Raw genomic sequence first — 20450 nt, 5'->3', positions numbered from 1 at the left:
ACGCGGGACGCTGGTGATGTCGGACACGGATGGCAACGAGTTCATCGTTCGTCCGTTCAAGAAGGAATTCCGCGTTCACAGCCTTCGCAACGGCTGGGAGCCGTGGCAGGTGTCTTCGCGTTGGTGTCAGTTGGAGCAGGAGGAGCTGGAGGAGCAGCCCGATGGATCGTTTCGAATCCCGTCATCAGGGAAGTTGATTTATCCACGCTCTCGCCATCCAGCAACGTCAGACCAGCAGGAATCAAGTTAAAGCTGCGGATCAGCGTCGAGGCCGCCTTGCCAACGCCCTGCGGTACTGCGTACACGGCACGCACAAGTACAGCTGGGCCGTTGTTTTCGCCGCCCCCAACATCGATGGAGAAGCTCAGCAGTCGCTGCGTGTTGATGCCAAGAGCATCCGCGAGCGCAAGCGCGAAATCACGAGAGGTTTCTACGTTACCCATGAGCAGCTTCCGACTTGGTTGGGGTGGTGGTGGGGTTGGCTTTGATGCCAAGGCGCTTACCGATGCGGATGAGCGCGAAGCCAATGGAGCTACGTGGATCACGCGTCTTTCCAGAGGCGATGTCAGAAATAGTTGCCTGACCACAACCCGCTTTGTCAGCGAGTTGCTTTTGGGTAAGGCCCCTCTCGGCGATTGCGGCGATGTAGTCTTTCCATTGCATGAGGCCCATCATATCGGTTTACCGATGTTTTGACAAGCGGTTTACCAATATCGGATTTCCGTATGCTTCACACCATGACTACAGACTTCGGCAAACGACTCAAAGAGGCGCGCAAACATGCAGGCCTTACTCAGCAGCAGCTCGCAAAAAAGGTGGGGATTGGGCAGTCCACCATTGCCGAGCTGGAGCGCACTGGCAATGGGTCGAGCCACGTGTCTACAATGGCTGTAACAATGCGTGTCTCGGCCCTGTGGCTTGAGAAAGGCGCGGGAGACATGTTGGCTGGCATTAACAAGCAGCCAATCGACCTAGAAAACAATCCGGACTACCCGGCAATTAAACGAGTGAAATTCAAGCTGTCCGCCGGGGCATCCGGCTTTGGTGTTGAGTACCAGGACGACGAAGGCAATCCACTGGTCTTTCGGCGTGACTGGTACGAGCGCAATGGCTATGACCCAGACAAATTACTAGCCGTCTATGTAGCCAACGGCAGCATGGAGCCCGGCCTCTATGACGGCGACACCGTGGTCGTTAACACTGAACAGGTCGAGCCAAAAGACGGCCGCGTCTTTGCTGTCAACTATGAGGGTGAGATGGTCGTCAAGCGCATGGTGCGCGATGAGGGTCGCTGGTGGCTTTCATCAGATAACCCCGACCAAAGCCGCTACCCGCGAAAGGCGTGCCACGATGGCGTGCACATGATCGGCGAAGTGGTGCATAAGCAAAGCGAACGAATTTAATCAGCGACAGGAGGAGATGTGAAGAGAGTATTTTGGTTGTTGCCAATATTTTTTGTTGCAGCATGCAGTGATGATGGCGCGGTCGCTTCGACCACCCCGACTACAGTTGCCGCACCCACCCCGCCGCCGAAGCCCGCCTACACGCCAGAGGACTGGAAACGCGACTTTGCGTCAACCTTTGAGGTCAGTGAAAGCAAAACTGACAGCAGTGGAATTACCTCTTACCGCGCGTGCTTCGATCTGGAAGGAAAAAAGTGCAGCACCCTCATGAGCGGAATGAAAGACGGGTTCAGAAAAGTCGATCACCTTACCCCTCCGCTGACCGCATTCCACGAGTACACGGTTAAATACCCTAAAAAAGGTGCCGCAGCCTCTTTCGTTGATCTCCGCGTGGTCGCACCCCAATGCAGAGAGGCCGCGACGATCTTGAACCCCGTGCTGCACGCCAACACATGGCTCTTCATGGATAAGGTGGCGTTCATGGCTGATGGAGATGTGGTCTATGAACGAACAGCCGAGCCCCAAGCAGTAAAACGCGATACTGATGATGGGCGAATTTGGGAGAAATGGACGTTCAAACTTGAGACTGCCGACTACGCGAAGCTTGAAAAATTTGCCGCAGCCCAGTCCAAAATCATCCGCCTATCTGGGGATAAGGGCTACACCACCATGAGCAAAGAGTCCGTGGATGTGTTCGCCCGCGACGTCATTGCCACGATAAAAGCCACTCAGACCATCAATGACGCACTGACTAAAGGCGGAGGCCCTTCTTGCGCCGATCTTTAGACCGCCAGTTACTGAGATGGCGCTAACCCCATCCGAAGTGCTGTTTGGGGGGGGGGGTGACAATTTTTTGCGACGTCAATTAGCGTCGCTGTTGACTTGAATTACCGCCAAGTAATAAAATATCAACACAGAGGGTTCTACCTCTACAATAAAAAACGGCTGCCTTTCGGGTGACATATAACAGGTGCTCACGCATCGACCCGTCAGGCGGCCAATCTTTTTTCTGCTGATGAAGTACGCAATTCTGATTGATGGCGGCTTTGTAAAGCGGAAGGTAGGCACGGGAGTCAAGCCTGCTACCGCGACTCAAATTACCGATCTTGTATCTCGCATTCGCGCTCATGACTGCCTAGCAGGCCACGAGCTGCATCGCATCTACTACTACGACTCCAAACCGCTTGAAGAGGTGGTTGAGCTTCCACTCCAAGGTGGAGAGATGGACTTTGGAAAGAAAGATGTAGTAGCCAGAAACACGGCGCTACATGGGGAGCTTTCTCGGGCGCCCTATTTCGCGCTGCGAATGGGGGAACTCTCCTTCAATGGCTGGCGAGTTCGTGCCAAAGAGCTGAACAAAGACCAGCCTGAAATCACCATCAAGGCAGAGCACCTTCAGCCCAACATCACTCAAAAAGGTGTCGACATGCGGCTTGGAATGGACATCGCCGCGCTTACCCTTAAGGGGATGGTTGGTATCCTTGTTTTGGTGACAGGCGATAGCGATTTTGTTCCAGCCATGAAGTTTGCCAGGCGCGAGGGCGCGCAATTGTTTCTTGTGACTCTTGGGCACGGCGTCAAGGAGTCTATGCGGGAGCATTCAGACTTGCTTGTGGATATCCCTGCGAAGACGCCCTAACCCCCAAGCCACCTCCGGGTGGCTTTTCTATTTGCAGTGCTGTAGGATCATCACTGCAAGACGCTGATACCCCTCTCGCCACCCTTCGGGGTGGCTTTTTTTTGGGCCTGACGTACCATCTGCTGACAGGAGGCTTCCATGGCAGATGAAGAGCACCCCATCATTCAGCTCTTTCGCTCATATGCGGACATGCTTGACTCTGAATCCGCCCCGAGCGAGCCAGACGAAGCAATAGTGCAACTCGCCATCTGGATGGATAGCGTCCAGCACTGGCTGACAGAAGACGACGTATCCGCGCTGACTGCCGTTGGCGGCATCATGTTTCGCGAGCAACTTCGCCGCCGGATGCTCAAGCGCGTGAAGTAGACCCCCGCCAAGAATCAACCCCCCTACCCGCCGCGCGCGGGTTTTTTGTTGTCATAAATCGGCAATCCAATATTTATATCGGCAAACCGCTTGACAAGAAATATCGGTACGCCGATACTACACCCATCGCAGCAAACAAAGCGAAACGACCGAGGGGATAGCGAGACGACCCCGAACCGACTCGATGCACGAGGAAGGTCTAGCCCTAGGGCGTAGCTGGTTTGCACAGAGCGACGGGTGTGAAGTGATCGAGCTAACACCGACTGTTCACGGTCAGTGATCAACGTAGGTGCCGGGTGAACCGGTGTGCAGTGGATGTGAGTCCGGGGATCGCGCACAAGGGTGCGGACGATGGAGCAACTCAGAAGGCCACATTAGCCCTCAACAAGCTTTAGGCACGTACAGCGCGCGGAATCAGTGCAACGCGAGAGACCAGAGCACTCAACCACACAGCAGCCAAGAGCTGCGAAGGAGAACACATGCGAGACACACAAGCCGGATGACCCGGCCACCACCTGACCGCGCAGTCTCGCGGATGTTGTCGAAAGGCGAGTTACCCGGACAAAGGAAGCGCTACGGCGCACGGGGTACTAGGGATTGGCGAACCCGTAACGCAATCAGTTAAGCCGACGAACACGTACACCGAGCCTGCCGGTCATTGCAGGCAAAACAACAGCGCTTCCCAACACCGGAGGCGCTTTTGTTTTTTAACCAAGGAGAGACGAGATGCTGAACATCAACGAAGAAGACCTGAAGAAAGCCATTGTTGAAAAGGCTGCAGACGAACTGCTGCGCCAAGACGATGACCTGAGCAAGATGGTGCATGCCGAAGTGCAGCGCCGAGTTCAAAAAATCTTTGTCGAACGAGCAGACGCGCAGATCGCGGCAGCGGTTGATGCCGCTGTGCAAAAGGGGTTTGATACCGAGTACCAGCGAGTCAATAACTGGGGCCAGCCCGAAGGCGAGAAGACGACGATCCGCACGCAGTTGGACAAGCTGATCGGTGGCTACTGGACGACGAAGGTTGACACACGAAGCGGCAAGCCGAGTGACAGCTACAACTCCACGACACGCGCCGAATATCTGATGACGCAAATCTGCGCCGAGAACTTTTCGGAAGAAATGAAAAAGCACGCAACAAATATCGCTGGTCACCTCAAAGATGGACTGCGCAACCAAATGGCAGGAGTAATGGACAAGATGCTCAGCGACCTTTTCCATGTCAAAAGCCTGCAAGACCAAGGCAAGGTTGATAAGCCTTACTGACCGCTGCCGCGTGTTCATCCTCACCCGATGTTCACGCTACATGAACAGTGCGCCTTGGCGCGGAGGAATGAATATGGAGCAAGACAGGATGGCCGCAGCCCTTCGACGCGGCCTCTCATATGTCGCGCAGCGCAAGACCGACCGACACCACGACTGGTCAGTCATCGTTGGCGTTATCGAGGTCATTGATCCGGAGCTTGGCAAGGAATTCGAGGCCCTCAACGAAAGGGTTCTCGAAGCCACCGCCAAGCATTGGAGATCACTACTAACTCCAGCGGCGCAAACGATGTAGAGGTTGAATGCGCCCTTCCCCGCTTCGGCGGGTACTTTATTTGAAAGGTTGATGATGAGCACAAACAACAATGGGTTCTTTGATCGAGAGCCGGAAGATCGCGCCGAGCGCATGCAGAAGGCAGCGGATCGCGGGGGCGTTGAAAACTTCTTCGACTTGCCTCCCGAAGAGCGTGCAGCGGCCTACGACGAGGAATGATTTCAACGCTCCCGGCTTCATGCCGGGGCCATCATGGACAGGCTTCGCGCTCTCGCGGAGCAACGAACGGGTCATAACCGTAAGGCGCTGGATGCCGATAGACCGATCCAGACGTGAGGTGTAAATCCTCAGAGCCTGTCCATGATGGTGAATGTGCAGTTGCGATGCGCAAGTGTCTAGGGGACTGGAAGCGGCCACATCGGGACACCGACCACGGCAAAGAAGGTTCCGGCCTTCAATCAAAAACCGGGAAACAGGCAACCCCCAGCCAAACGACATGCGTATCAACCTTGGCGGGCGCATGCGGGGATCGGCCCCACAACACGCGGAAGCAAGCCGGACAAGCAACCGGCCACCATCTCCCCCTGTCTCCCCTCGCCTCCCCGGAGGCTTTGCCCGGTTCGTCCGGGCTTTCTTATTTCAAAGCCATGAAGATACTCATAGCCTGCGAATTCAGCGGCAAGGTGCGCGACGCCTTTGCCGCCCAGGGACACGAAGCAATGTCCTGCGATCTACTCCCAACCGAGCGGCCTGGTTGGCACTACCAAGGTGATGTGCGTGACGTGCTGGACGATGGTTGGGACTTGATGGTGTGCCACCCGCCTTGCACTCACCTGGCAGTTTCTGGGGCGCGGCACTTCGCGGCAAAGCAAGCATCCGGAGTGCAGCAGGAAGCGCTTGATTTTGTGCGAACACTGCTCGATGCACCCATCGAAATGATCGCTCTCGAAAACCCGATCAGCATCATCAGTAGCCGCATTCGCAAGCCGGATCAGATCGTTCAGCCCTGGATGTTCGGTCACGGCGAGACGAAAGCCACATGCCTTTGGCTCAAGGGACTGCCCCCCCTACTCCCGACCAACATCGTTGACGGGCGAGAGCCGCGCATCCATCACATGCCGCCGAGCGCGGATCGCTGGAAGCTCCGATCTGAGACGTACCAGGGCATTGCTGAAGCGATGGCCGCTCAGTGGGGAGTCCTGGAGCCGGCTTATTCATAGAACTGCACAAACCCTGCAGTTTGATTCATAGATTGAGCAGTACACCCATGTAATGCTCAAGATATGAACGCTTATCGAGCCTAAGCGCTCATATTTGGAGGTTTATATGTCAAGCTGGACTGACGACGCAGCCGCTTGGCTGCAAGACCAAATCAAGGCTCATCCGGAGATGACGCCTGCTGAGCTGCGCAAGTGGTGCAGCAAGAACTATCCATATTCCCAGCGCAAAGGATGGGCCTACAAGGCTTGGCTCAAAGCTCTGCGCTCCTACTTCAACCCGCAGGCCGTGCGCCCTAAGCGCGGCAAAGAGTTGCAGCCCTCAATCGATGAGCTGGAGCGTCGCGGGCAACAACGATTGATCGACTAAGGAGCAAACATGAGCACCGATCCAGTCCTCGATGAAATTCGCCACTCCGAAGCGATGGAGTGCGCCGAGGCCATGCAAGACGCCCGCATCAAGACCCTCTACGACGACACGATGGACGCAGTCAAACGCGGCGATCTGTCGCGGATTGTTGAGACGTTTTCGTGGGATGAGGAAAACGGGCGAATCGCCGCTGCTGCGATGAATGCGCAGGCACTCGAAGCACTCGCCCGCATCTGGGCAAATGAACACGCAAAACCATGAACACACCATCTTTCTGCGACGCCACCAGTGCAGTCGCCATCACCCGATACACCAAGCCCGCATCCTCGCGGGCTTTGTTTTTGGCGGCTGTTGCCGTCGCTCTCCTGCTCTATGCAGTCATTGTGGATGGAGGCGTCTATGCAATCACCTTTTGACCTGCGAATCCTGCTCGGTCTTGCTGTCGCTGTTGCTGCTGGCGTCGCGTCCGGTGGATCGAATCAGGACACACAAGATGCAATCAACGTCGCTGCCGACAAGGCAGAGGCACCAAGGGCCGCTTTGGTGGCCGTGAGGGGTGAGTGATGGCGAAAAAAACAGCGTGGTTTCCCGGTGATGTGCGACCTGTTCGCGTCGGGGTGTATGAGACCGACGACACCGGGCCGTGCTTCCAGTTTTGGAACGGGAATGAGTGGGGTCAGTGCGCCATCAATGTGGCTACCGCAATCCGGCTTCGCAAGCATCGCAGCGTTTTCCAGAGCCTCTCATGGCGCGGACTCGCCCAGAACCCGGAGGCAGCATGAGTGACAAGCCGACAACGTACCTAAACAAATGGCAGGTCTACAAACTCAACGAGCAACACGGATATTTCCAGCACGCCGACGCACAAGGTGATGTGAGCCGCGCATTTGCAAACGATGCCATTGATGCGTATTTGCAGATGTGCGCGGAAGCCTCTGAAGTCACGACGCGAACCGGACTCACGCTGTTGGAACTTGAAGAACACCGCGACGAGTTAGACCGGGAGAACAAGCAGTTGCGGGAAGCGCTGGAGCAGGCCCGCGCCGCTCTTGCAGCACAGGGGGATAAGACATGAGTGAAACAACAGACATCGTATTGCTGCCGCCGAAAGAGACGGCATTGCAGATTTACAGCGCGCCTCAAGGGCTCGACCCGTACCTGCAAAAAATCAAGGCTGAGCTTGACGCCTTTGTGCCGGACGTAAGCACCAAGAAAGGCCGCGATGCCATCGCATCGATTGCCTACAAGGTGGCGAAGGGCAAGACGGCACTGGACAACATCGGAAAGGACTTGGTTGCAGAACTCAAGGACGCTCCCAAGAAGATCGACGCTGAGCGTAAGCGTATGCGTGATTTGCTGGACTTGTGGAAGGATGAAGTTCGCGCCCCGCTGACAGCTTGGGAGGAGGCTGAGGCTGCGCGTCAAGCCCTGCACAAGACCGGCATTGAGTTGATCCAACAAGCCGCAGCCACGCACGATTTTTCCGCCGGCACCCTTCGAGCAACGCTGGCAGCCATTGAGGCGCGAGTCATTGACTCCAGCTGGGAAGAGTTTGAGGCCGAGGCGCACCGGGCAAAGGCCAAGACTGTCGAGGCACTCCAAAAAGCAATTGCAGAACGCGAGAAGCTTGAAGCCGAGCAGGCCGAACTCGCCCGCCTGCGCGCCGAAGCCGCTGCCCGAGAGCAAAAGGAGCACGAGGAACGCATCGCCCGCGAAGCAGCGGAACGCGCCCGGCGTGAGGCAGAGGCCAAGGCGCAGGCCGAACGCGAAGCCGTGATTCGCCGCGAACAAGATGCCAAGGCCGCAGCAGAGCGCCGCGAGCTTGAATTGAGGCTGGCGGCAGAACGAGCGGAACGCGAAAAGGCCGAAGCTATCCAGCGCGAACAACAAGCAAAGGCGGATGCCGAACGTCGTGCCACCGAGGCGGTGGAGGCGGAGAAGCGCCGCGTAGCCGCACAAGAAGCCGCAGACGCCGAAGCAGCCAAGCGTCGCGAGCGCGACAAGGCCCATAAAGCCGCAATCAACCGCGCCGCGCTGGATGCCTTCGTCACTGGCGGCATGACCGAAGAGTGCGCAAAGCTGGCCGTCACGCTGATTGCCAAGAAATCCGTTCCGGCTGTTTCGATTACCTACTGAGGAATACAACCATGAACGCTGTAGTTGATGTTGAGGCAGTCAGCATGGTTCCCGCGAAAAGCGCGAACCCAACTGCCGAAGTAGTTGCGCACGCAAAGACGGTGCAACAGGTGATGCAGGCGGTAATGAAGCCGAACGTGCATTACGGTGCAATCCCCGGCGCAGGCGACAAGCCAACGCTTCTCAAGTCTGGCGCGGAAGTGCTGTGCATGACGTTCCGCATTGCCGACAAATACGAGGTCGCAGACCTGTCCGTGAATGGCGTGATCCGCTATCGCGTGAACTGCATTGGCGAGCACCAGACGACTGGCGTTCCGCTTGGCTCCGGCCTTGGTGAGTGCTCAACGGATGAAGAGAAATACCGCTGGCGCAAGGCCGTGTGCAAAGAGGAATTCGATGCCACACCCGAGACCCATCGGCGCTTGAAGTTTGGACGCAAACAAGGCGGTCACTACACGGTTACGCAGGTGCGAACTGAACCTGCAGACCTTGCAAACACGGTGCTCAAGATGGCGTGCAAGCGGGCAAAGATTGCGATGGTGCTTAACGTCACCGCCGCGTCGGACATGTTCAGCCAAGACCTTGAAGACTTGGATGCAGAACTGGTGAAGCACCTTGCGGAAGATGAACGCCAGACGCAAATCCAGATGATTCGCGACGAGTGGATCGCGAAGGTTGAAGCGGCCAAAACCCGCGATGAGGTTGGGACGATCATGAAGGAAGGCGTGAAGGTCTTCCAATCCAGCCGAGACAAAGACGGATATGCAGCATTTGCAACGGCTGTGCAGAAGCGCGGATCGCAACTCAAGGAGGCTCAAGATGCGTGAAATCCTGATTCGTTGCTCCAGCCTCGGCAAGATCATGACCGAGCCGAAAACCAAGGCCGAAGGCGTTCTGTCTGTCGGCGCAAAAACCTACATCCGCGAACTCGCGCAGCAGGAAATTCTTAGTATCGATTTTGAGTTTTCGAGCAAGGAAATCGAGAAGGGTCTAGAAGTTGAAAACGAGTCCATTGCCCTCCTGAACCGGGTTCGCGGCTTGTCGCTCACAAAGAACACGGAGCGCAGAAGCAACGGCCTGATTACTGGCGAATGCGACTTGTTTGATGCAAAGCGCAAACGCGGCCACGACCTCAAATCGTCGTGGTCTGCCAAGACGTTTCCCGGCTGGATCAAGGACTGCGAAGACAAGCTCTACGAGTGGCAAATGCGCGGGTACATGTCGCTGTGGGACGCCGACGAATGGGAGGTGAACTACGCCCTTGTCGATACGCCTGAGCGCTTGATTGGCTACGAGCCTCTGCAAATGCATGTCGTGGGTCACATCCCTGAGCGCATGCGGCTCACGACATGGTCAATCACACGCGATCTTGAGAAGGAGGCGCTGATTGAAACCAAAGTCCGCGCAGCCCAGGCCTACTACCGCGAAGTGATCGCGGAATTCGACGAAATCCATCGGCCAGCGCGAGAGCTGGAGACCGTTTAACCAACACTCGCCGGGTTGGCTGGCGAGTATTTTTGAAAGGCCTATATGGCATCCGTCAACAAAGTCATCATCGTTGGCAATTTGGGCCGCGACCCAGAAATGCGCACCTTTCCCAGCGGCGACCAAGTGGCGAACGTCACCATTGCCACAACCGACCGCTGGCGCGACAAGACGACTGGCGAAAACAAAGAGGCGACCGAATGGCATCGCGTCACGTTCAATGGCCGTCTGGCAGAGATCGCAGGTCAGTACCTGCGCAAGGGCTCGCAAGTCTATGTGGAAGGCAGCCTGCGCACCCGCAAGTGGACCGACCCACAAAGCGGCCAAGAACGCTACTCAACTGAAATCCGCGCCGATCAAATGCAGATGCTTGGAAGCCGCCAAGGTAGTGGCGACGATAGCCGACAGCATGAGTATGACGAGCCAGCGCCCCGCCCTGCTCCAGCGCCACGCGCACCAGCCCAACGGCAGGCCCCAGCGCCTGCGCCGCGTCAGGCGGGCGGTAGCGGCTTCGATGACATGGACTCGGACATCCCATTTTAGGAGGCGGCATGCTCTGCAAAACATGCAACACTGACAAGCCCGACGACGCCTTTTACAAAGGTCAAAAGAGCAAATGCAAGGAATGCACGAAGGCTGCGGTTCGCGAGAATCGCTTCGCCAAAGTCGAGCACTACCGGGCATTTGACAAGGCCCGGGCGTCAATGCCTCACCGAGTGGCAGCGCGGAAGGCGTATCAGCAAACAGAGGCATTTGCCGAAAGTCACAGAGCAGCAGCGAAGCGATGGGCGACAAAGCATCCGGAACGACGCAATGCAAACGTGTTGCTCGATAACGCTGTGCGTGATGGCCGCGTGATTCCTTGGCCTGTCTGCGCCGTGCCTGAGTGCTGCGCAAAGCCGCACGGTCACCACCCAGACTACAGCCGACCGCTCGATGTTGTTTGGCTCTGCGATGCCCATCACAAAGAGGCTCATGCGCTTGTGCGCAAAGCAGCCTAACCACCACCACGCCACACAAGCCGCCCTCGGGCGGTTTTCTTTTGCCCGGAGGGGACTATGGACTACGACAAACTTAAAGCCTTGCGAGACAGCATTCATGGAGACTGCTACAAGGGTCAGGCTTGGGAAAAGCAAACAATTGATGAACTGCTTGCAGACCGCACCCAGAGTGCGCAGGCAGTGGCAGAGCCTGCGGTGGATCCGGTGACTACGGGCGACACGCATCGCACTGCCGTTGAGCATGCTCAAGAGTTGCTGAAACGACTCGGCTATCACCGGGACGGTGACCACTTTGTGAACGTTAACCGGGCTGGCGCAGAGGCCATGCACGTAAGCACTATCGCAACAATCGTGCACGCCGCGCTGCTTACCGCCCCAGCACCCGCGCCGAATGCGCTGGATGCGGAGACGGTCAAGGATGCGGAGCGCTTGCGTGGGTTGCATTGGGCAACAACGCTCATTGAAACATCAGCAGGCGGTGCATACGAAGAAGCGCTGCAAACCGCTGTCGATGAGATGCTAGATGCTGTCGGCAACGACCACGCAAAGACTACTCTCGATCAGTATCGCAGGGTGCTTGATTGTGGGTTGGATGCGGCGCGCGCAGCCATCGCCGCACAGTCGGCACAAGGAGGGGTTTGATGAGCCGCATAGTCTGCCAATTCAGCTGCGGCGCAGCTTCGGCGGTTGCTACGAAACTCGCAATCGCCCAGTACGGCAAAGTCGAGATTCTGAATGCTTACGTCAAGGAAGAGCACCCTGACAACCGCCGCTTTCTCACGGACTGCGAATCATGGTTCGGGCAGTCGGTGACCGTGCTCCGAGATGAGCGTTACGGCGCTTCGGTGATTGAGGTATTCCGCCGCAAGCAGTTCATGAAGTCGCGCTATGGCGCTCCGTGCACCGCCGAGCTCAAGCGCAAGCTGCTCGACTCATGGCGCAAGCCCGACGACATCATGATCTTCGGCTACACAGCAGAGGAAGAAGACCGCTTCGAGGACTTCAAAGACCGCAATCCGGATAAGCAAGTGCTCGCGCCACTGATCGAGCGTGGACTTGGAAAGAAGGACTGTCTTGCAATGCTTGAGCGTGCTGGCATTGAGTTGCCGATGATGTACCGACTGGGCTACAGCAACGCCAATTGCATTGGCTGCGTCAAAGGTGGTGAGGGCTACTTCCGGGCCATCCGCGAAGACTTCCCGGAGCAATTCGAGACTCTGTGCCAAGTGCAGGAAAGCATCGGCCCCGGTGCTTACTTGTTCCGCGACCGAAAGACCAATGTGCGCTACAGCCTGCGAGACATACCGCCCGGCAAGGTGCGGCGAGATCTGTCGCCTCCTGAGTGTGGCCTGCAATGCGAGATCGCGGAACAGGAATACGCAGCATGACCCGCGCATCCCAATCCAAGGAGACAAGCCAATGACACAGACACAACCCATCCCTCTGCATCCAATAGCGCTGCGCCGCGAGTATCTTGAGGCAAGCCGTCTTGTCGCCAACGGACGCCCGGATGAAGCAGATGTCGCGCGACTTGTGGGGCTCACACAAGCGTTGCTGCGCGACCTGGTAGGCGAGCCAAAACTGGATCTCGTAGTCAAGGTTCCCGCCTCTTCCCTGAAGGCACCAGCATGACAGCACAGACACAACCAGAGGCACCCGGATACGCCGCTGACGGCAAGACGCCTCTGTACTCCATCATTGGTGTTGGCATCTTGGTCAGCGCAGTTGAATTCAATCGACTGTATGCCGAGATCGAGCAGCTACGCGAGCACATGCAATTCGTAGAGCGATGGGCAGTTCACCACGGAACCAAGCCGTGCGTCTCTGCCAAGGAAGCGCTCGGGGTCATCCAGCACTATCCGCCAATTCGCAGCATCACCGACGGATACGCAAATGGAAAGCGCCCCGATACGTTCGATCCATACGCCCGCATTGCCGAGCTTGAGGCAGAGCGTGATGAAGAGCGCGAATCGGCAAACGAATGGCGCAGGCTCGCACTTCAATTCGACGGCCATCGGATGCAGGCGCTGGGGCATTTGCGCGTCATGCTGAAAAACCCGTTCGATCATTGCATGGCTGTGACCGAGTTCCTTGAAGCACCACCACTTTCCGGCGAAGAGGTGCTTGCCCAACGGCTCGCACAACTCCGCGAGAGCAAGCCTCAATGCGAGTGGACATACAACGACGACTATTTCCACTGGCAGACAAGCTGCGGTCACGCACATCTATTCGGCGATGGCGGCATCCATGACAACAAGTACAGCCACTGCCCGTACTGTGGGGGCGGCATAGGAGAAAAGAAACCATGAGCGACGAAGAATTCGCAGCTTACGAGCGCGAACACAATTGCCGCGAACTGCTCCCTATAGAGCAGGCAATCTACGAAGCGGAAGGAGCGGAACGCTTCGCTAAGTTTCACTGGCATGGGCGCACGTTTCCCGCGCAGGCTCAGAACTTCAAGGAATCCCCATGACACACACAGACCAGAGCCGCGCCGAGTTTGAAAAGCATGTCCTTGCGCCGAATGGCTTTGATGAAAATGGCGCTGGATGGGTGATAAGAAATGCTGATGGCACATACCGGCACGAGAACATCCAAGCGCGCTGGATGACTTGGCAAGCCGCCCGCGCAACTACCGAGCAATCCTCGGGTGTTGAGTTGCCGGAGCCGGTGGCGTTCTACAACGCGAATTGGACACTGACTCCGCGCGAATATAGACATGCGAGGGCGAAAGATCAGAGCATTTTCAGGGACATGCGCCCCGCAGTTGATGCAGAGACAGTTCGCGCCCTGCTCGCAGGTGTCAAGGATTCCTTGACTGTTGCCCCGGCGGCGCAAGGGTGGATGCCTGGTCAGTCAATCACCGAAGAAATGCATGCTGCTGCGTGCAAGGTCTTGATGCGAGCCGACGGCCTCGATGGCACGCCACAGCGGATGCTTGATGCAATGCTCGCCGCCGCGCCCCAACCTCCGAAGGAGCAAACATGACAAGCGAACAGATTTCCGATCTGGCGCGAAAGGCAGGCTTCCGCACTGGCGTGATGTTCGGAGCAGACGGTCAGCCGGTGTACGCCGTCATCCAGCCAGTTGGCGAGAACTGCGCGGTTGAGCTGGCGAAACTTGCAAACCTCGTGATGGATGAATGCATCAAGACCTGCTTCAGTGTGCAGTCAATGCTCATATCTGTTGGAGCTGGCGAGGATGCAGAAAACGGCGCAGGGGATTGCATCGACGCTATCCGCGCAAGAAAGGACAGTGCATGAAGCACATCGGATGGCTTGTGGAGACATCGGAAGGCCCAATGCTTTTGCTTCTCAGCGACCACGCCGAAGCGCTGACGTACTGCGAGGATGGAGCGAGGCCGGTAAAGCTCTACGTAGACGAGGCGGAGCTAGCCGATCACGAAGCCGCACAGGAGGACAGTGCATGACCACACTCAGCAAACGCGCCCGCAAATTCGGCGACAAGCGCGACCGATTCCGCGAACAAGACGAACGGAGTGATGCATGAGCAGCTACAGGGAACAAGGCCTGCAAGCCAAAGCTGCGCGACTCGGAATCACGGATCAGCGCACCGGAGGAACCAAGTCAAAGCGTGCGCGACCTTTTGTGCTTGAGTGCCGCCTAGCCAATCCCAAAACCGAGCGAGGTAAACAGTGGCACAAGTGGGGCGAGTACCGCTCAGAAGCCGAGGCAATCAGAACTCGGGACATTCAGGCGCGAAAAGCAGCCTTCTACGAATGGCGACTGAAACCCAGCGAACAAGACAAAACACCAGCCCGCCGATTGAGCGGGCTTTTTATTGGAGAGATGAGATGAAAGTACAAGCGCAAATCACCCATGACTACGAAGTCGCCGCCATCAAGGTTTCCGCAGCCGTCCGCTATTGGGAGGATGGAAAGGTGGGCGAATCTGAGGACACAGATGGAACGCTGATGCCGCTGCGAAATGGCGATCTCTGGGAGCCGACCATCGACCTCGACACCGGGCGCATTCGAGACTGGCCGGAAGGTGTAGAGGCAGACGTCCACTACAAGGTTTGTGACGCTGGCGTGTACACGCTATTGGACGCAGAAGGGCGAACGCTGGCAACCCGCGACGGCTATGTGCCTGACCTACTGTCACCGTGCGGAAGCGGCTATGGCGACTACATCATCATGAAGATCGGCGCAGATGGAGTGATTGCCGACTGGGACGCAGAAATCGACCCCGATGAATGGAATTGGGTCGCCATTTGATAGGAATCACCCCGCCCCACCAGGGGCGCTTATGGAGAGAAGAAGAATGATCAACTTGCTAACGCTGGACGACATCACGGCTATGATCAAGCTCAGCAGGCACTATGTGCGAGATGTTGTTGTGAAGCAGCCTGGATTTCCGGCACCCGTTCCGGGTTCTGGAGTCCGCAAACCAAGGTGGAGCGAAAATGCTGTGCGAAAATTCTTCGCAGGCAAAAGCGCACAAATTTCCCACACCACCGGGAAACCCGCATGATTGCTGGAGTTCGATTCCGGCCTCGGGCACCAACGGTTTGTTGCTATGAAACTTGAAGAAGTTTCCGCATAGCAAGAACAATCGTTCATTCAAGGCCTGCAACTCCCATCCGGGTTGCAGGCTTTTTTGTCGTCCATCGACGGCATTCGGTCCTCAACTCAAGCCACAGCAGAACATTCTTTCAAAGGAATCACTCTGCTGCTTTAGTCCAAATCCTATCTTCAATTTCACGATTGCCGCCGGGCACAAAATCATCAGACCTCGTGGGCGTTTGCACCGGGAAACCATTCCACATGCTGGTCCCCAGCCCTGCCCAGATACAGGACGCGACGGCCACGCAGGAAAGCGAAATACCCTTGAACGCCAGCCCGCTTGGCGCGCACACAGAACTGGCGGAAGTCCTGCCCGTGCTGCTGGCTGTCCACGATGGCTGCCTTCAACGCTGCCAAATTCCACTCGGTCGCAATGCCCGGCAACCCCTCGAACACAAGCCCCGCATGAATGGTCGCGCCAGCCTGACTGTAGAACGTGAACGAGTTCGAGGCATAGTCGACGTGGTAGTACTCCACGCCCTGCGAGAGGAGCTTTCCCACGATCTCCGGAAACGGCAGCGAGCCATCCAACGTAGCCGTCGCCAAAGATGTGATGACATCTGCGTCCATCGAAACTCCAGTTCAAAAAACGCATTATCGCGATATGGCCGCAACTGTCGCCGCCCTCCATCCCCGATGCAACGAGCCCCATGCGACTCTGATCCTTGCGCCGCAATCCCGTGACGTTGATGCCGACTCCGGGATTTGCAGCCCCTGCGCGGGAGGACAATAAGGCCATGTCCGATCTGCACTATTCCTCATCTCCCCAGTTCAGCGAAACCGAACGCACCGCCGTCTACCGCGCCATCAATGAGCGCCGCGACATGCGCCACTTTGCGGGTGGGCAGGTTCCCGAGGACGTGCTGCTGCGCCTGCTGCGCGCGGCGCACCATGCGCCCAGCGTCGGAATGATGCAGCCGTGGCGCTTCATCCGCGTGCAAAGCAGGCCCATGCGCGAGCGCATTCACGCGCTGATCGAGCAGGAACGCCAGCGCACCGCCGAGGCGCTGGGCGAGCGCAAGGATGAGTTCATGAAGCTCAAAGTGCAAGGCGTGCTTGACGCGGCCGAGGTGCTGGTGATCACCATGCCGCCGGGCCGCGAGGCGCATGTGTTCGGTCGCCGCACGCTGCCCGAGATGGACATCGCCAGCGCCGCCTGTGCCGTGCAGAACATGTGGCTGGCTGCGCGTGCCGAAAATCTGGGCCTTGGCTGGGTATCGCTGTTCGATCCCGAAGCACTCGCGCGACTGCTGCAGATGCCCAAAGGCGCGCATCCGCTGGGCGTGCTGTGCCTCGGACCCGTACAGGCGTTCTATGCCGAGCCCATGCTGCAGCAGGAAAAATGGGCGCGCCGCATGCCGCTGCAGGATATGTTGATGGATGAGGTCTGGGCGCAGGAAAGCAGTCTGGACGCATCGGCCCTTCACACATCCAAGTAAGCTACGGACGCGCCAAGCTTGGCGGGCTGATCATGGCTCAGCAACGAGGGATCGACCTCAGGCAACTGAGCCTGGTCACCACCGCACAAACCCCGCCCTACGGAAACTACATCGGCAAATGCCGGTCCAGCCATCGATCGACACGGTCCACGCCCATCCCGGCAAAAGGATGCTGCACCGCGATGATGTACACGCGGTCATAGAAGTCCAGCACCGGACTGAGCTGGCAGTAGATCTGCTCGGCCACGAGCGGCGTGGACACGGCATAGACGTTGTGGGAGAGCCGGGACCAACTCGGAAATTCGTGCAGGACTTTCACGATCGCGGTGCGATTCGCTTCCGACACCAATTCGTAGGTGACAAGGAAAACGGTCATGAGCCTCTCCCAACGCCGTGACGGGGATGGTCATAGTAACGAATTATCACAATTGTGTACAACGAGGCTGCATGCCCCTCGCCGCGTCATGGGGCACGCGCTTTTCCTCGCAATATTCACCATCACACTCACATCATCACGGCGAATGGACAGCTGCAGCTTCGCTCAACGCCGTGCGTCCTGGTTGTCGTTGCCCAAATTGGGCAAGCCTCGCTTTTCTTTTCACTGCTCGCATTTCGCATTTGCATTCTTGAAATGCTTCTGACCGCACTCACCGCAACCCCGCTATGTTTGCGCCTTGTCCTTCAGCGAGTTTCGGACCTGCAATGTCCACACATTTCCACCACATCAACGCCGCCACTGCACGCGCATGGCTCAACGATCAACGCGAGATCGCCCTTCTCGATGTGCGCGAGGCCGGTGAGTTTGGCGAAGGCCATCCCTTCTTTGCCATTCCCGCTCCCTACAGCCGACTGGAAATCGACGTGCCGCGCCTTGTTCCGCATCGCGCGACGCGCATTGTGTTGATCGACAGCGGAGACGGCACGGCAGAGCGCGCAGCCAGCAGGCTTTTCACGCAAGGCTACAGCCAGCTTCATGTGGTCAAAGGCGGCACCCACGCCTGGGCCGCGAGCGGGTTCACGCTGTTCAAGGGCGTCAACCTGCCATCCAAGACATTCGGAGAACTGGTCGAGCATGCATTCGACACGCCGCGCATCACGGCGCAGGAATTGCAGGCACGTCAGCACGCGGGACGCCCGTTGGTTCTGGTCGATGGACGCACGCTCGCCGAGCACCAGAAGATGACGATCCCCGGCGCAAGCTCCCTGCCCAATGGGGAACTGGTGCGGCACTGGCGCGCGCAGGTCAGTGATGATTTCACACCCATCATCGTGCACTGCGCGGGTCGCACACGCAGCATCATCGGCGCGGAAATCCTGCGCAGCATCGGCATCCGCAATCCCGTGTTCGCATTGGAAAATGGCACGCAAGGCTGGGCACTGGCAGGACTGCAACTCGAACATGGAAGCACGCGCAAAGCCACGGCCGCATCGACTGCTCATCATGAAGACAACGCCGCCGCCGAACGGCTCGCACGCAGCACGGGAGCACAGCATCTGAACGTACAGCAAGCGCAAGCGTGGGTCGACGATGCATCGCGCACAACGTTCGTTCTCGACATTCGAAGCGCGGAAGAAATCGCCGCCGGAACACTCCAGGGTGCCACACACGCGCCCGGCGGTCAACTGCTGCAAGCCACGGATCAGACCATCGGCGTGCGCAATGCGCGCGTTCTGCTGCTCGACGACGAAGGCGTGCGCGCGCCTGTGATTGCCGCATGGCTCTGGCGGCTGGGGCATGAAACGGCGACAGTGGAAGGCGGCATTCACGCGGCACTCCAACTGCCTTCGCAGGCATCGCAACCAATGGAACGACACGCCACACGCATCGCGCCCGAGCTGCTGGCCGATTGGGTCGCATCACACGGCCCTCGCCTTTTGGATATGCAATCCTCCACGCAATATCGCAAGCAACATGCAGCGGCTTCTCAATGGACGATTCGCCCATGGCTGCACCGCGAAGCACCGCCAGACGACAAGCCACTGCTGCTGATCGCAAGCGATGCAGACATCGCCGAACTGGCAGCCGTGGATCTGCACGAGGCAGGAAACAAGCACATTGCATGGGCTCACATCGACGACTGGATTGCAGCGGGCCTGCCCACGCAAACCACGCCCGACCAGCCCAGCGACAAGAACTCCATTGACTATCTTTTCTTCGTGCACGACCGCCACGAAGGCAATCTGGACGCCGCCCGCCGTTACCTTGAATGGGAAACCGGACTGATTGCGCAGTGTGCGCCCGACGAGTTGTCGGTCTTTCGTCTCTCGAACACCGCGCATCTGGAGCACGCAACGGAGTCCGCATAAGGATTCGCGAAAAGCTTTGTTGGCGCACGCACACCGAAACGGGAAGATGAACGCTTGATCACAGCGTTCATCCATCTTCCCGCCATGTCCCTCTTCACAAAAACATCCCGCCAGAACAAGCCGCAAGCCGCACTGTTCTTCACCACCCTTGCCATGGCATTGAGCGGCACGGCTGCCCATGCCGACGCCACGCTCGACAAGATCAAGCAACGCGGCAAGGTCACCATCGGCGTGTTGGCCAACGGCGGTCCGTTTGGCTCCATCGACCCATCCAATCAGCAACTCGTCGGTTGGAATCCGGAGCTTGCACGCGCACTCGCCAAGGGCTTGGGCGTGGAGGCCGATCTGGTGCAGGTTCAAACTCCGACACGCGTGCAGTTTCTGCAAGCGGGCAAGGTCGATCTGCTGATCGCATCGATGGAGCTCAATCCCGAGCGCGCCGAATCGCTGGGCTACGCGCCCACGCCTTTCTACCGCGTGGGCGGCACGGCGGCCGTGCGCAAAGACAGCGGCATCACCAAGTGGGAAGACCTGCGCGGCAAGCCGGTCTGCGTGTCGCAAGGCAGCAGCTTTGCCAAGCCCCTGGCCAGCGAATACGGCGCACAGGCACAGGGCTACAAGACATCGTCGGATTCGCTTTTGGCACTCAAGGGCGGCAATTGCGTGGCGGCCGTGCACGACAGCACGCTGATCCATCCGCTGCTGGGCAGCAATCCGGAATGGTCGCAATACAGCGCACCGCTCAAGACAGAAATCCTGCCCGCGTTCTCGGTCGTCTGGACCCGCAAGGGCGAGGCCGACACCATCGCCGCAGTCGACAAGGTACTGCAGAACTGGCACCGCACCGGCTGGTTGATCGAGACCGAAAAGCGCCTTGGCATCACGCCCGCCAATCCGGCTTTGGTCGAGCTGCAAGCCAAGTTCAAAGCTCTGCCCTGAGCGCATTGCCATGCTGAAGAAATCCC

Annotated in this window: 34 protein-coding genes; 30 read left to right on the top strand and 4 right to left on the bottom strand. The window is 57.9% G+C overall.

The genetic code is table 11. The features are described from left to right. Window positions 1-56: 56 nt before the first annotated feature. Window positions 57-443 carry a hypothetical protein gene (locus G7048_RS19210; protein ID WP_166069683.1) on the bottom strand — a complete coding sequence of 129 codons (387 nt, stop codon included), beginning with the start codon at window positions 441-443 and terminating at the stop codon, window positions 57-59. Further along, window positions 436-663, bottom strand: coding sequence for a helix-turn-helix transcriptional regulator (locus tag G7048_RS19205; RefSeq protein ID WP_166069682.1), 228 nt, complete (start codon window positions 661-663; stop codon window positions 436-438). Before G7048_RS19205 ends, G7048_RS19210 begins: the two co-directional genes overlap by 8 nt. A gap of 62 nt (window positions 664-725) precedes the next feature. Here G7048_RS19205 and G7048_RS19200 point away from each other — a divergent pair, with 62 nt between their 5' ends. The 27 genes from G7048_RS19200 (at window position 726) to G7048_RS19070 (ending at window position 15391) form a co-directional block, all read left to right on the top strand. Further along, window positions 726-1403 carry a S24 family peptidase gene (locus tag G7048_RS19200; protein WP_166069681.1) on the top strand — a complete coding sequence of 226 codons (678 nt, stop codon included), beginning with the start codon at window positions 726-728 and terminating at the stop codon, window positions 1401-1403. Window positions 1404-1421: 18 nt separating this feature from the next. Further along, window positions 1422-2189, top strand: a complete 768-nt coding sequence (locus tag G7048_RS19195; protein ID WP_166069680.1) for a hypothetical protein — start codon at window positions 1422-1424, stop codon at window positions 2187-2189. Between the two features lie 229 nt (window positions 2190-2418). Beyond that, window positions 2419-3042, top strand: coding sequence for an NYN domain-containing protein (locus G7048_RS19190; RefSeq protein WP_166069679.1), 624 nt, complete (start codon window positions 2419-2421; stop codon window positions 3040-3042). Window positions 3043-3180: 138 nt separating this feature from the next. Then, complete coding sequence (locus G7048_RS19185) at window positions 3181-3408, top strand: hypothetical protein (RefSeq protein ID WP_166069678.1); 228 nt, start codon at window positions 3181-3183, stop codon at window positions 3406-3408. 726 nt (window positions 3409-4134) lie between these two features. Then, window positions 4135-4674, top strand: a complete 540-nt coding sequence (locus G7048_RS19180) for a hypothetical protein (RefSeq protein WP_166069677.1) — start codon at window positions 4135-4137, stop codon at window positions 4672-4674. An 88-nt stretch (window positions 4675-4762) separates the two neighbouring features. After that, on the top strand, window positions 4763-4966 hold the full coding sequence (locus G7048_RS19175) for a hypothetical protein (protein ID WP_166069676.1): 204 nt from the start codon (window positions 4763-4765) through the stop codon (window positions 4964-4966). A gap of 51 nt (window positions 4967-5017) precedes the next feature. After that, the gene (locus G7048_RS19170) at window positions 5018-5164 is read left to right on the top strand and encodes a hypothetical protein (RefSeq protein ID WP_166069675.1); all 147 of its coding nucleotides are present in this window, start codon (window positions 5018-5020) and stop codon (window positions 5162-5164) included. Window positions 5165-5556: 392 nt separating this feature from the next. Further along, complete coding sequence (locus G7048_RS19165; RefSeq protein WP_240933037.1) at window positions 5557-6165, top strand: DNA cytosine methyltransferase; 609 nt, start codon at window positions 5557-5559, stop codon at window positions 6163-6165. Window positions 6166-6271: 106 nt separating this feature from the next. After that, window positions 6272-6532: a hypothetical protein gene (locus tag G7048_RS19160; RefSeq protein WP_166069674.1), complete on the top strand. Its 261-nt coding sequence runs from the start codon at window positions 6272-6274 to the stop codon at window positions 6530-6532. A 9-nt stretch (window positions 6533-6541) separates the two neighbouring features. Then, window positions 6542-6793: a hypothetical protein gene (locus G7048_RS19155; RefSeq protein WP_166069673.1), complete on the top strand. Its 252-nt coding sequence runs from the start codon at window positions 6542-6544 to the stop codon at window positions 6791-6793. After that, window positions 6790-6948 carry a hypothetical protein gene (locus G7048_RS19150; protein ID WP_166069671.1) on the top strand — a complete coding sequence of 53 codons (159 nt, stop codon included), beginning with the start codon at window positions 6790-6792 and terminating at the stop codon, window positions 6946-6948. The genes G7048_RS19155 and G7048_RS19150 overlap by 4 nt, the downstream gene beginning before the upstream one ends. A gap of 362 nt (window positions 6949-7310) precedes the next feature. Further along, window positions 7311-7607 carry a hypothetical protein gene (locus tag G7048_RS19145; protein ID WP_166069670.1) on the top strand — a complete coding sequence of 99 codons (297 nt, stop codon included), beginning with the start codon at window positions 7311-7313 and terminating at the stop codon, window positions 7605-7607. Further along, the gene (locus tag G7048_RS19140; protein ID WP_166069669.1) at window positions 7604-8668 is read left to right on the top strand and encodes a hypothetical protein; all 1065 of its coding nucleotides are present in this window, start codon (window positions 7604-7606) and stop codon (window positions 8666-8668) included. Before G7048_RS19145 ends, G7048_RS19140 begins: the two co-directional genes overlap by 4 nt. Before the next feature lie 11 nt (window positions 8669-8679). Next, window positions 8680-9495 (top strand): hypothetical protein, encoded by an 816-nt coding sequence (locus G7048_RS19135; RefSeq protein ID WP_166069668.1) that lies wholly within the window; start codon window positions 8680-8682, stop codon window positions 9493-9495. Then, a complete protein-coding gene (locus G7048_RS19130) occupies window positions 9488-10153 on the top strand; it encodes a hypothetical protein (protein WP_166069667.1) in 666 nt (221 codons plus the stop codon). Before G7048_RS19135 ends, G7048_RS19130 begins: the two co-directional genes overlap by 8 nt. Before the next feature lie 45 nt (window positions 10154-10198). Beyond that, entirely contained in the window at window positions 10199-10696 is a 498-nt protein-coding gene (ssb, locus tag G7048_RS19125) for a single-stranded DNA-binding protein (RefSeq protein WP_166069666.1), read from the top strand. An 8-nt stretch (window positions 10697-10704) separates the two neighbouring features. After that, window positions 10705-11154: a hypothetical protein gene (locus G7048_RS19120; RefSeq protein ID WP_166069665.1), complete on the top strand. Its 450-nt coding sequence runs from the start codon at window positions 10705-10707 to the stop codon at window positions 11152-11154. Window positions 11155-11211: 57 nt separating this feature from the next. Continuing rightward, window positions 11212-11796 (top strand): hypothetical protein, encoded by a 585-nt coding sequence (locus G7048_RS19115; protein WP_166069664.1) that lies wholly within the window; start codon window positions 11212-11214, stop codon window positions 11794-11796. After that, the gene (locus tag G7048_RS19110; RefSeq protein WP_166069663.1) at window positions 11796-12542 is read left to right on the top strand and encodes a hypothetical protein; all 747 of its coding nucleotides are present in this window, start codon (window positions 11796-11798) and stop codon (window positions 12540-12542) included. The genes G7048_RS19115 and G7048_RS19110 overlap by 1 nt, the downstream gene beginning before the upstream one ends. A 31-nt stretch (window positions 12543-12573) precedes the next feature. Beyond that, complete coding sequence (locus tag G7048_RS19105; RefSeq protein ID WP_166069662.1) at window positions 12574-12786, top strand: hypothetical protein; 213 nt, start codon at window positions 12574-12576, stop codon at window positions 12784-12786. Next, window positions 12783-13463: a hypothetical protein gene (locus G7048_RS19100; protein ID WP_166066188.1), complete on the top strand. Its 681-nt coding sequence runs from the start codon at window positions 12783-12785 to the stop codon at window positions 13461-13463. Before G7048_RS19105 ends, G7048_RS19100 begins: the two co-directional genes overlap by 4 nt. Continuing rightward, window positions 13460-13627, top strand: coding sequence for a hypothetical protein (locus G7048_RS19095; protein ID WP_166069661.1), 168 nt, complete (start codon window positions 13460-13462; stop codon window positions 13625-13627). The genes G7048_RS19100 and G7048_RS19095 overlap by 4 nt, the downstream gene beginning before the upstream one ends. After that, window positions 13624-14142, top strand: coding sequence for a hypothetical protein (locus G7048_RS19090; protein ID WP_166069660.1), 519 nt, complete (start codon window positions 13624-13626; stop codon window positions 14140-14142). The genes G7048_RS19095 and G7048_RS19090 overlap by 4 nt, the downstream gene beginning before the upstream one ends. Beyond that, window positions 14139-14417 carry a hypothetical protein gene (locus G7048_RS19085; protein WP_166069659.1) on the top strand — a complete coding sequence of 93 codons (279 nt, stop codon included), beginning with the start codon at window positions 14139-14141 and terminating at the stop codon, window positions 14415-14417. The genes G7048_RS19090 and G7048_RS19085 overlap by 4 nt, the downstream gene beginning before the upstream one ends. Next, window positions 14414-14584: a hypothetical protein gene (locus G7048_RS19080; protein WP_166069658.1), complete on the top strand. Its 171-nt coding sequence runs from the start codon at window positions 14414-14416 to the stop codon at window positions 14582-14584. Before G7048_RS19085 ends, G7048_RS19080 begins: the two co-directional genes overlap by 4 nt. 76 nt (window positions 14585-14660) lie before the next feature. Further along, a complete protein-coding gene (locus G7048_RS19075) occupies window positions 14661-14972 on the top strand; it encodes a hypothetical protein (protein ID WP_166069657.1) in 312 nt (103 codons plus the stop codon). After that, a complete protein-coding gene (locus tag G7048_RS19070; RefSeq protein ID WP_166069656.1) occupies window positions 14969-15391 on the top strand; it encodes a hypothetical protein in 423 nt (140 codons plus the stop codon). Before G7048_RS19075 ends, G7048_RS19070 begins: the two co-directional genes overlap by 4 nt. A gap of 510 nt (window positions 15392-15901) precedes the next feature. On the opposite strand, the gene G7048_RS19065 is transcribed toward G7048_RS19070, so the two are convergent. Next, window positions 15902-16309 carry a DUF1398 family protein gene (locus G7048_RS19065; RefSeq protein ID WP_166069655.1) on the bottom strand — a complete coding sequence of 136 codons (408 nt, stop codon included), beginning with the start codon at window positions 16307-16309 and terminating at the stop codon, window positions 15902-15904. 167 nt (window positions 16310-16476) lie between these two features. Between G7048_RS19065 and bluB the strand changes: the two genes are divergently transcribed. Beyond that, window positions 16477-17178, top strand: a complete 702-nt coding sequence (bluB, locus tag G7048_RS19060) for a 5,6-dimethylbenzimidazole synthase (protein ID WP_166069654.1) — start codon at window positions 16477-16479, stop codon at window positions 17176-17178. A 106-nt stretch (window positions 17179-17284) separates the two neighbouring features. Here bluB and G7048_RS19055 read toward each other — a convergent pair whose 3' ends face one another. Next, window positions 17285-17554 carry a hypothetical protein gene (locus tag G7048_RS19055; RefSeq protein ID WP_166069653.1) on the bottom strand — a complete coding sequence of 90 codons (270 nt, stop codon included), beginning with the start codon at window positions 17552-17554 and terminating at the stop codon, window positions 17285-17287. 326 nt (window positions 17555-17880) lie between these two features. Between G7048_RS19055 and G7048_RS19050 the strand changes: the two genes are divergently transcribed. Then, the gene (locus G7048_RS19050; RefSeq protein WP_166069652.1) at window positions 17881-19485 is read left to right on the top strand and encodes a rhodanese-like domain-containing protein; all 1605 of its coding nucleotides are present in this window, start codon (window positions 17881-17883) and stop codon (window positions 19483-19485) included. 153 nt (window positions 19486-19638) lie between these two features. Further along, window positions 19639-20424, top strand: a complete 786-nt coding sequence (locus tag G7048_RS19045) for a transporter substrate-binding domain-containing protein (RefSeq protein ID WP_240933347.1) — start codon at window positions 19639-19641, stop codon at window positions 20422-20424. The last annotated feature ends 26 nt before the right edge of the window (window positions 20425-20450 follow it).

Origin of the sequence: Diaphorobacter sp. HDW4B (genome assembly GCF_011305535.1) — a bacterium.
In the GTDB taxonomy this organism is placed as follows: domain Bacteria; phylum Pseudomonadota; class Gammaproteobacteria; order Burkholderiales; family Burkholderiaceae_C; genus Diaphorobacter_A.
Note: the sequence above shows the minus strand (reverse complement) of the source record. Positions and strands in the feature narration are given on the sequence as shown.

Bases quoted from the DNA above. Each gene is read 5' to 3' on its own strand.
- G7048_RS19100 (WP_166066188.1), top strand. From the start codon at position 12,783: ATGACAGCACAGACACAACCAGAGGCACCCGGATACGCCGCTGACGGC.
- G7048_RS19105 (WP_166069662.1), top strand. From the start codon at position 12,574: ATGACACAGACACAACCCATCCCTCTGCATCCAATAGCGCTGCGCCGC.
- G7048_RS19155 (WP_166069673.1), top strand. From the start codon at position 6,542: ATGAGCACCGATCCAGTCCTCGATGAAATTCGCCACTCCGAAGCGATG.
- G7048_RS19190 (WP_166069679.1), top strand. From the start codon at position 2,419: ATGAAGTACGCAATTCTGATTGATGGCGGCTTTGTAAAGCGGAAGGTA.
- G7048_RS19065 (WP_166069655.1), bottom strand. From the start codon at position 16,309: ATGGACGCAGATGTCATCACATCTTTGGCGACGGCTACGTTGGATGGC.
- G7048_RS19185 (WP_166069678.1), top strand. From the start codon at position 3,181: ATGGCAGATGAAGAGCACCCCATCATTCAGCTCTTTCGCTCATATGCG.
- G7048_RS19180 (WP_166069677.1), top strand. From the start codon at position 4,135: ATGCTGAACATCAACGAAGAAGACCTGAAGAAAGCCATTGTTGAAAAG.
- G7048_RS19205 (WP_166069682.1), bottom strand. From the start codon at position 663: ATGCAATGGAAAGACTACATCGCCGCAATCGCCGAGAGGGGCCTTACC.
- G7048_RS19055 (WP_166069653.1), bottom strand. From the start codon at position 17,554: ATGACCGTTTTCCTTGTCACCTACGAATTGGTGTCGGAAGCGAATCGC.
- G7048_RS19090 (WP_166069660.1), top strand. From the start codon at position 13,624: ATGACACACACAGACCAGAGCCGCGCCGAGTTTGAAAAGCATGTCCTT.
- G7048_RS19175 (WP_166069676.1), top strand. From the start codon at position 4,763: ATGGCCGCAGCCCTTCGACGCGGCCTCTCATATGTCGCGCAGCGCAAG.
- G7048_RS19095 (WP_166069661.1), top strand. From the start codon at position 13,460: ATGAGCGACGAAGAATTCGCAGCTTACGAGCGCGAACACAATTGCCGC.
- G7048_RS19145 (WP_166069670.1), top strand. From the start codon at position 7,311: ATGAGTGACAAGCCGACAACGTACCTAAACAAATGGCAGGTCTACAAA.
- G7048_RS19150 (WP_166069671.1), top strand. From the start codon at position 6,790: ATGAACACACCATCTTTCTGCGACGCCACCAGTGCAGTCGCCATCACC.
- G7048_RS19210 (WP_166069683.1), bottom strand. From the start codon at position 443: ATGGGTAACGTAGAAACCTCTCGTGATTTCGCGCTTGCGCTCGCGGAT.
- G7048_RS19110 (WP_166069663.1), top strand. From the start codon at position 11,796: ATGAGCCGCATAGTCTGCCAATTCAGCTGCGGCGCAGCTTCGGCGGTT.
- G7048_RS19170 (WP_166069675.1), top strand. From the start codon at position 5,018: ATGATGAGCACAAACAACAATGGGTTCTTTGATCGAGAGCCGGAAGAT.
- G7048_RS19070 (WP_166069656.1), top strand. From the start codon at position 14,969: ATGAAAGTACAAGCGCAAATCACCCATGACTACGAAGTCGCCGCCATC.
- G7048_RS19080 (WP_166069658.1), top strand. From the start codon at position 14,414: ATGAAGCACATCGGATGGCTTGTGGAGACATCGGAAGGCCCAATGCTT.
- G7048_RS19200 (WP_166069681.1), top strand. From the start codon at position 726: ATGCTTCACACCATGACTACAGACTTCGGCAAACGACTCAAAGAGGCG.
- G7048_RS19075 (WP_166069657.1), top strand. From the start codon at position 14,661: ATGAGCAGCTACAGGGAACAAGGCCTGCAAGCCAAAGCTGCGCGACTC.
- G7048_RS19085 (WP_166069659.1), top strand. From the start codon at position 14,139: ATGACAAGCGAACAGATTTCCGATCTGGCGCGAAAGGCAGGCTTCCGC.
- bluB (WP_166069654.1), top strand. From the start codon at position 16,477: ATGTCCGATCTGCACTATTCCTCATCTCCCCAGTTCAGCGAAACCGAA.
- G7048_RS19130 (WP_166069667.1), top strand. From the start codon at position 9,488: ATGCGTGAAATCCTGATTCGTTGCTCCAGCCTCGGCAAGATCATGACC.
- ssb (WP_166069666.1), top strand. From the start codon at position 10,199: ATGGCATCCGTCAACAAAGTCATCATCGTTGGCAATTTGGGCCGCGAC.
- G7048_RS19135 (WP_166069668.1), top strand. From the start codon at position 8,680: ATGAACGCTGTAGTTGATGTTGAGGCAGTCAGCATGGTTCCCGCGAAA.
- G7048_RS19160 (WP_166069674.1), top strand. From the start codon at position 6,272: ATGTCAAGCTGGACTGACGACGCAGCCGCTTGGCTGCAAGACCAAATC.
- G7048_RS19115 (WP_166069664.1), top strand. From the start codon at position 11,212: ATGGACTACGACAAACTTAAAGCCTTGCGAGACAGCATTCATGGAGAC.
- G7048_RS19045 (WP_240933347.1), top strand. From the start codon at position 19,639: ATGGCATTGAGCGGCACGGCTGCCCATGCCGACGCCACGCTCGACAAG.
- G7048_RS19050 (WP_166069652.1), top strand. From the start codon at position 17,881: ATGTCCACACATTTCCACCACATCAACGCCGCCACTGCACGCGCATGG.
- G7048_RS19140 (WP_166069669.1), top strand. From the start codon at position 7,604: ATGAGTGAAACAACAGACATCGTATTGCTGCCGCCGAAAGAGACGGCA.
- G7048_RS19120 (WP_166069665.1), top strand. From the start codon at position 10,705: ATGCTCTGCAAAACATGCAACACTGACAAGCCCGACGACGCCTTTTAC.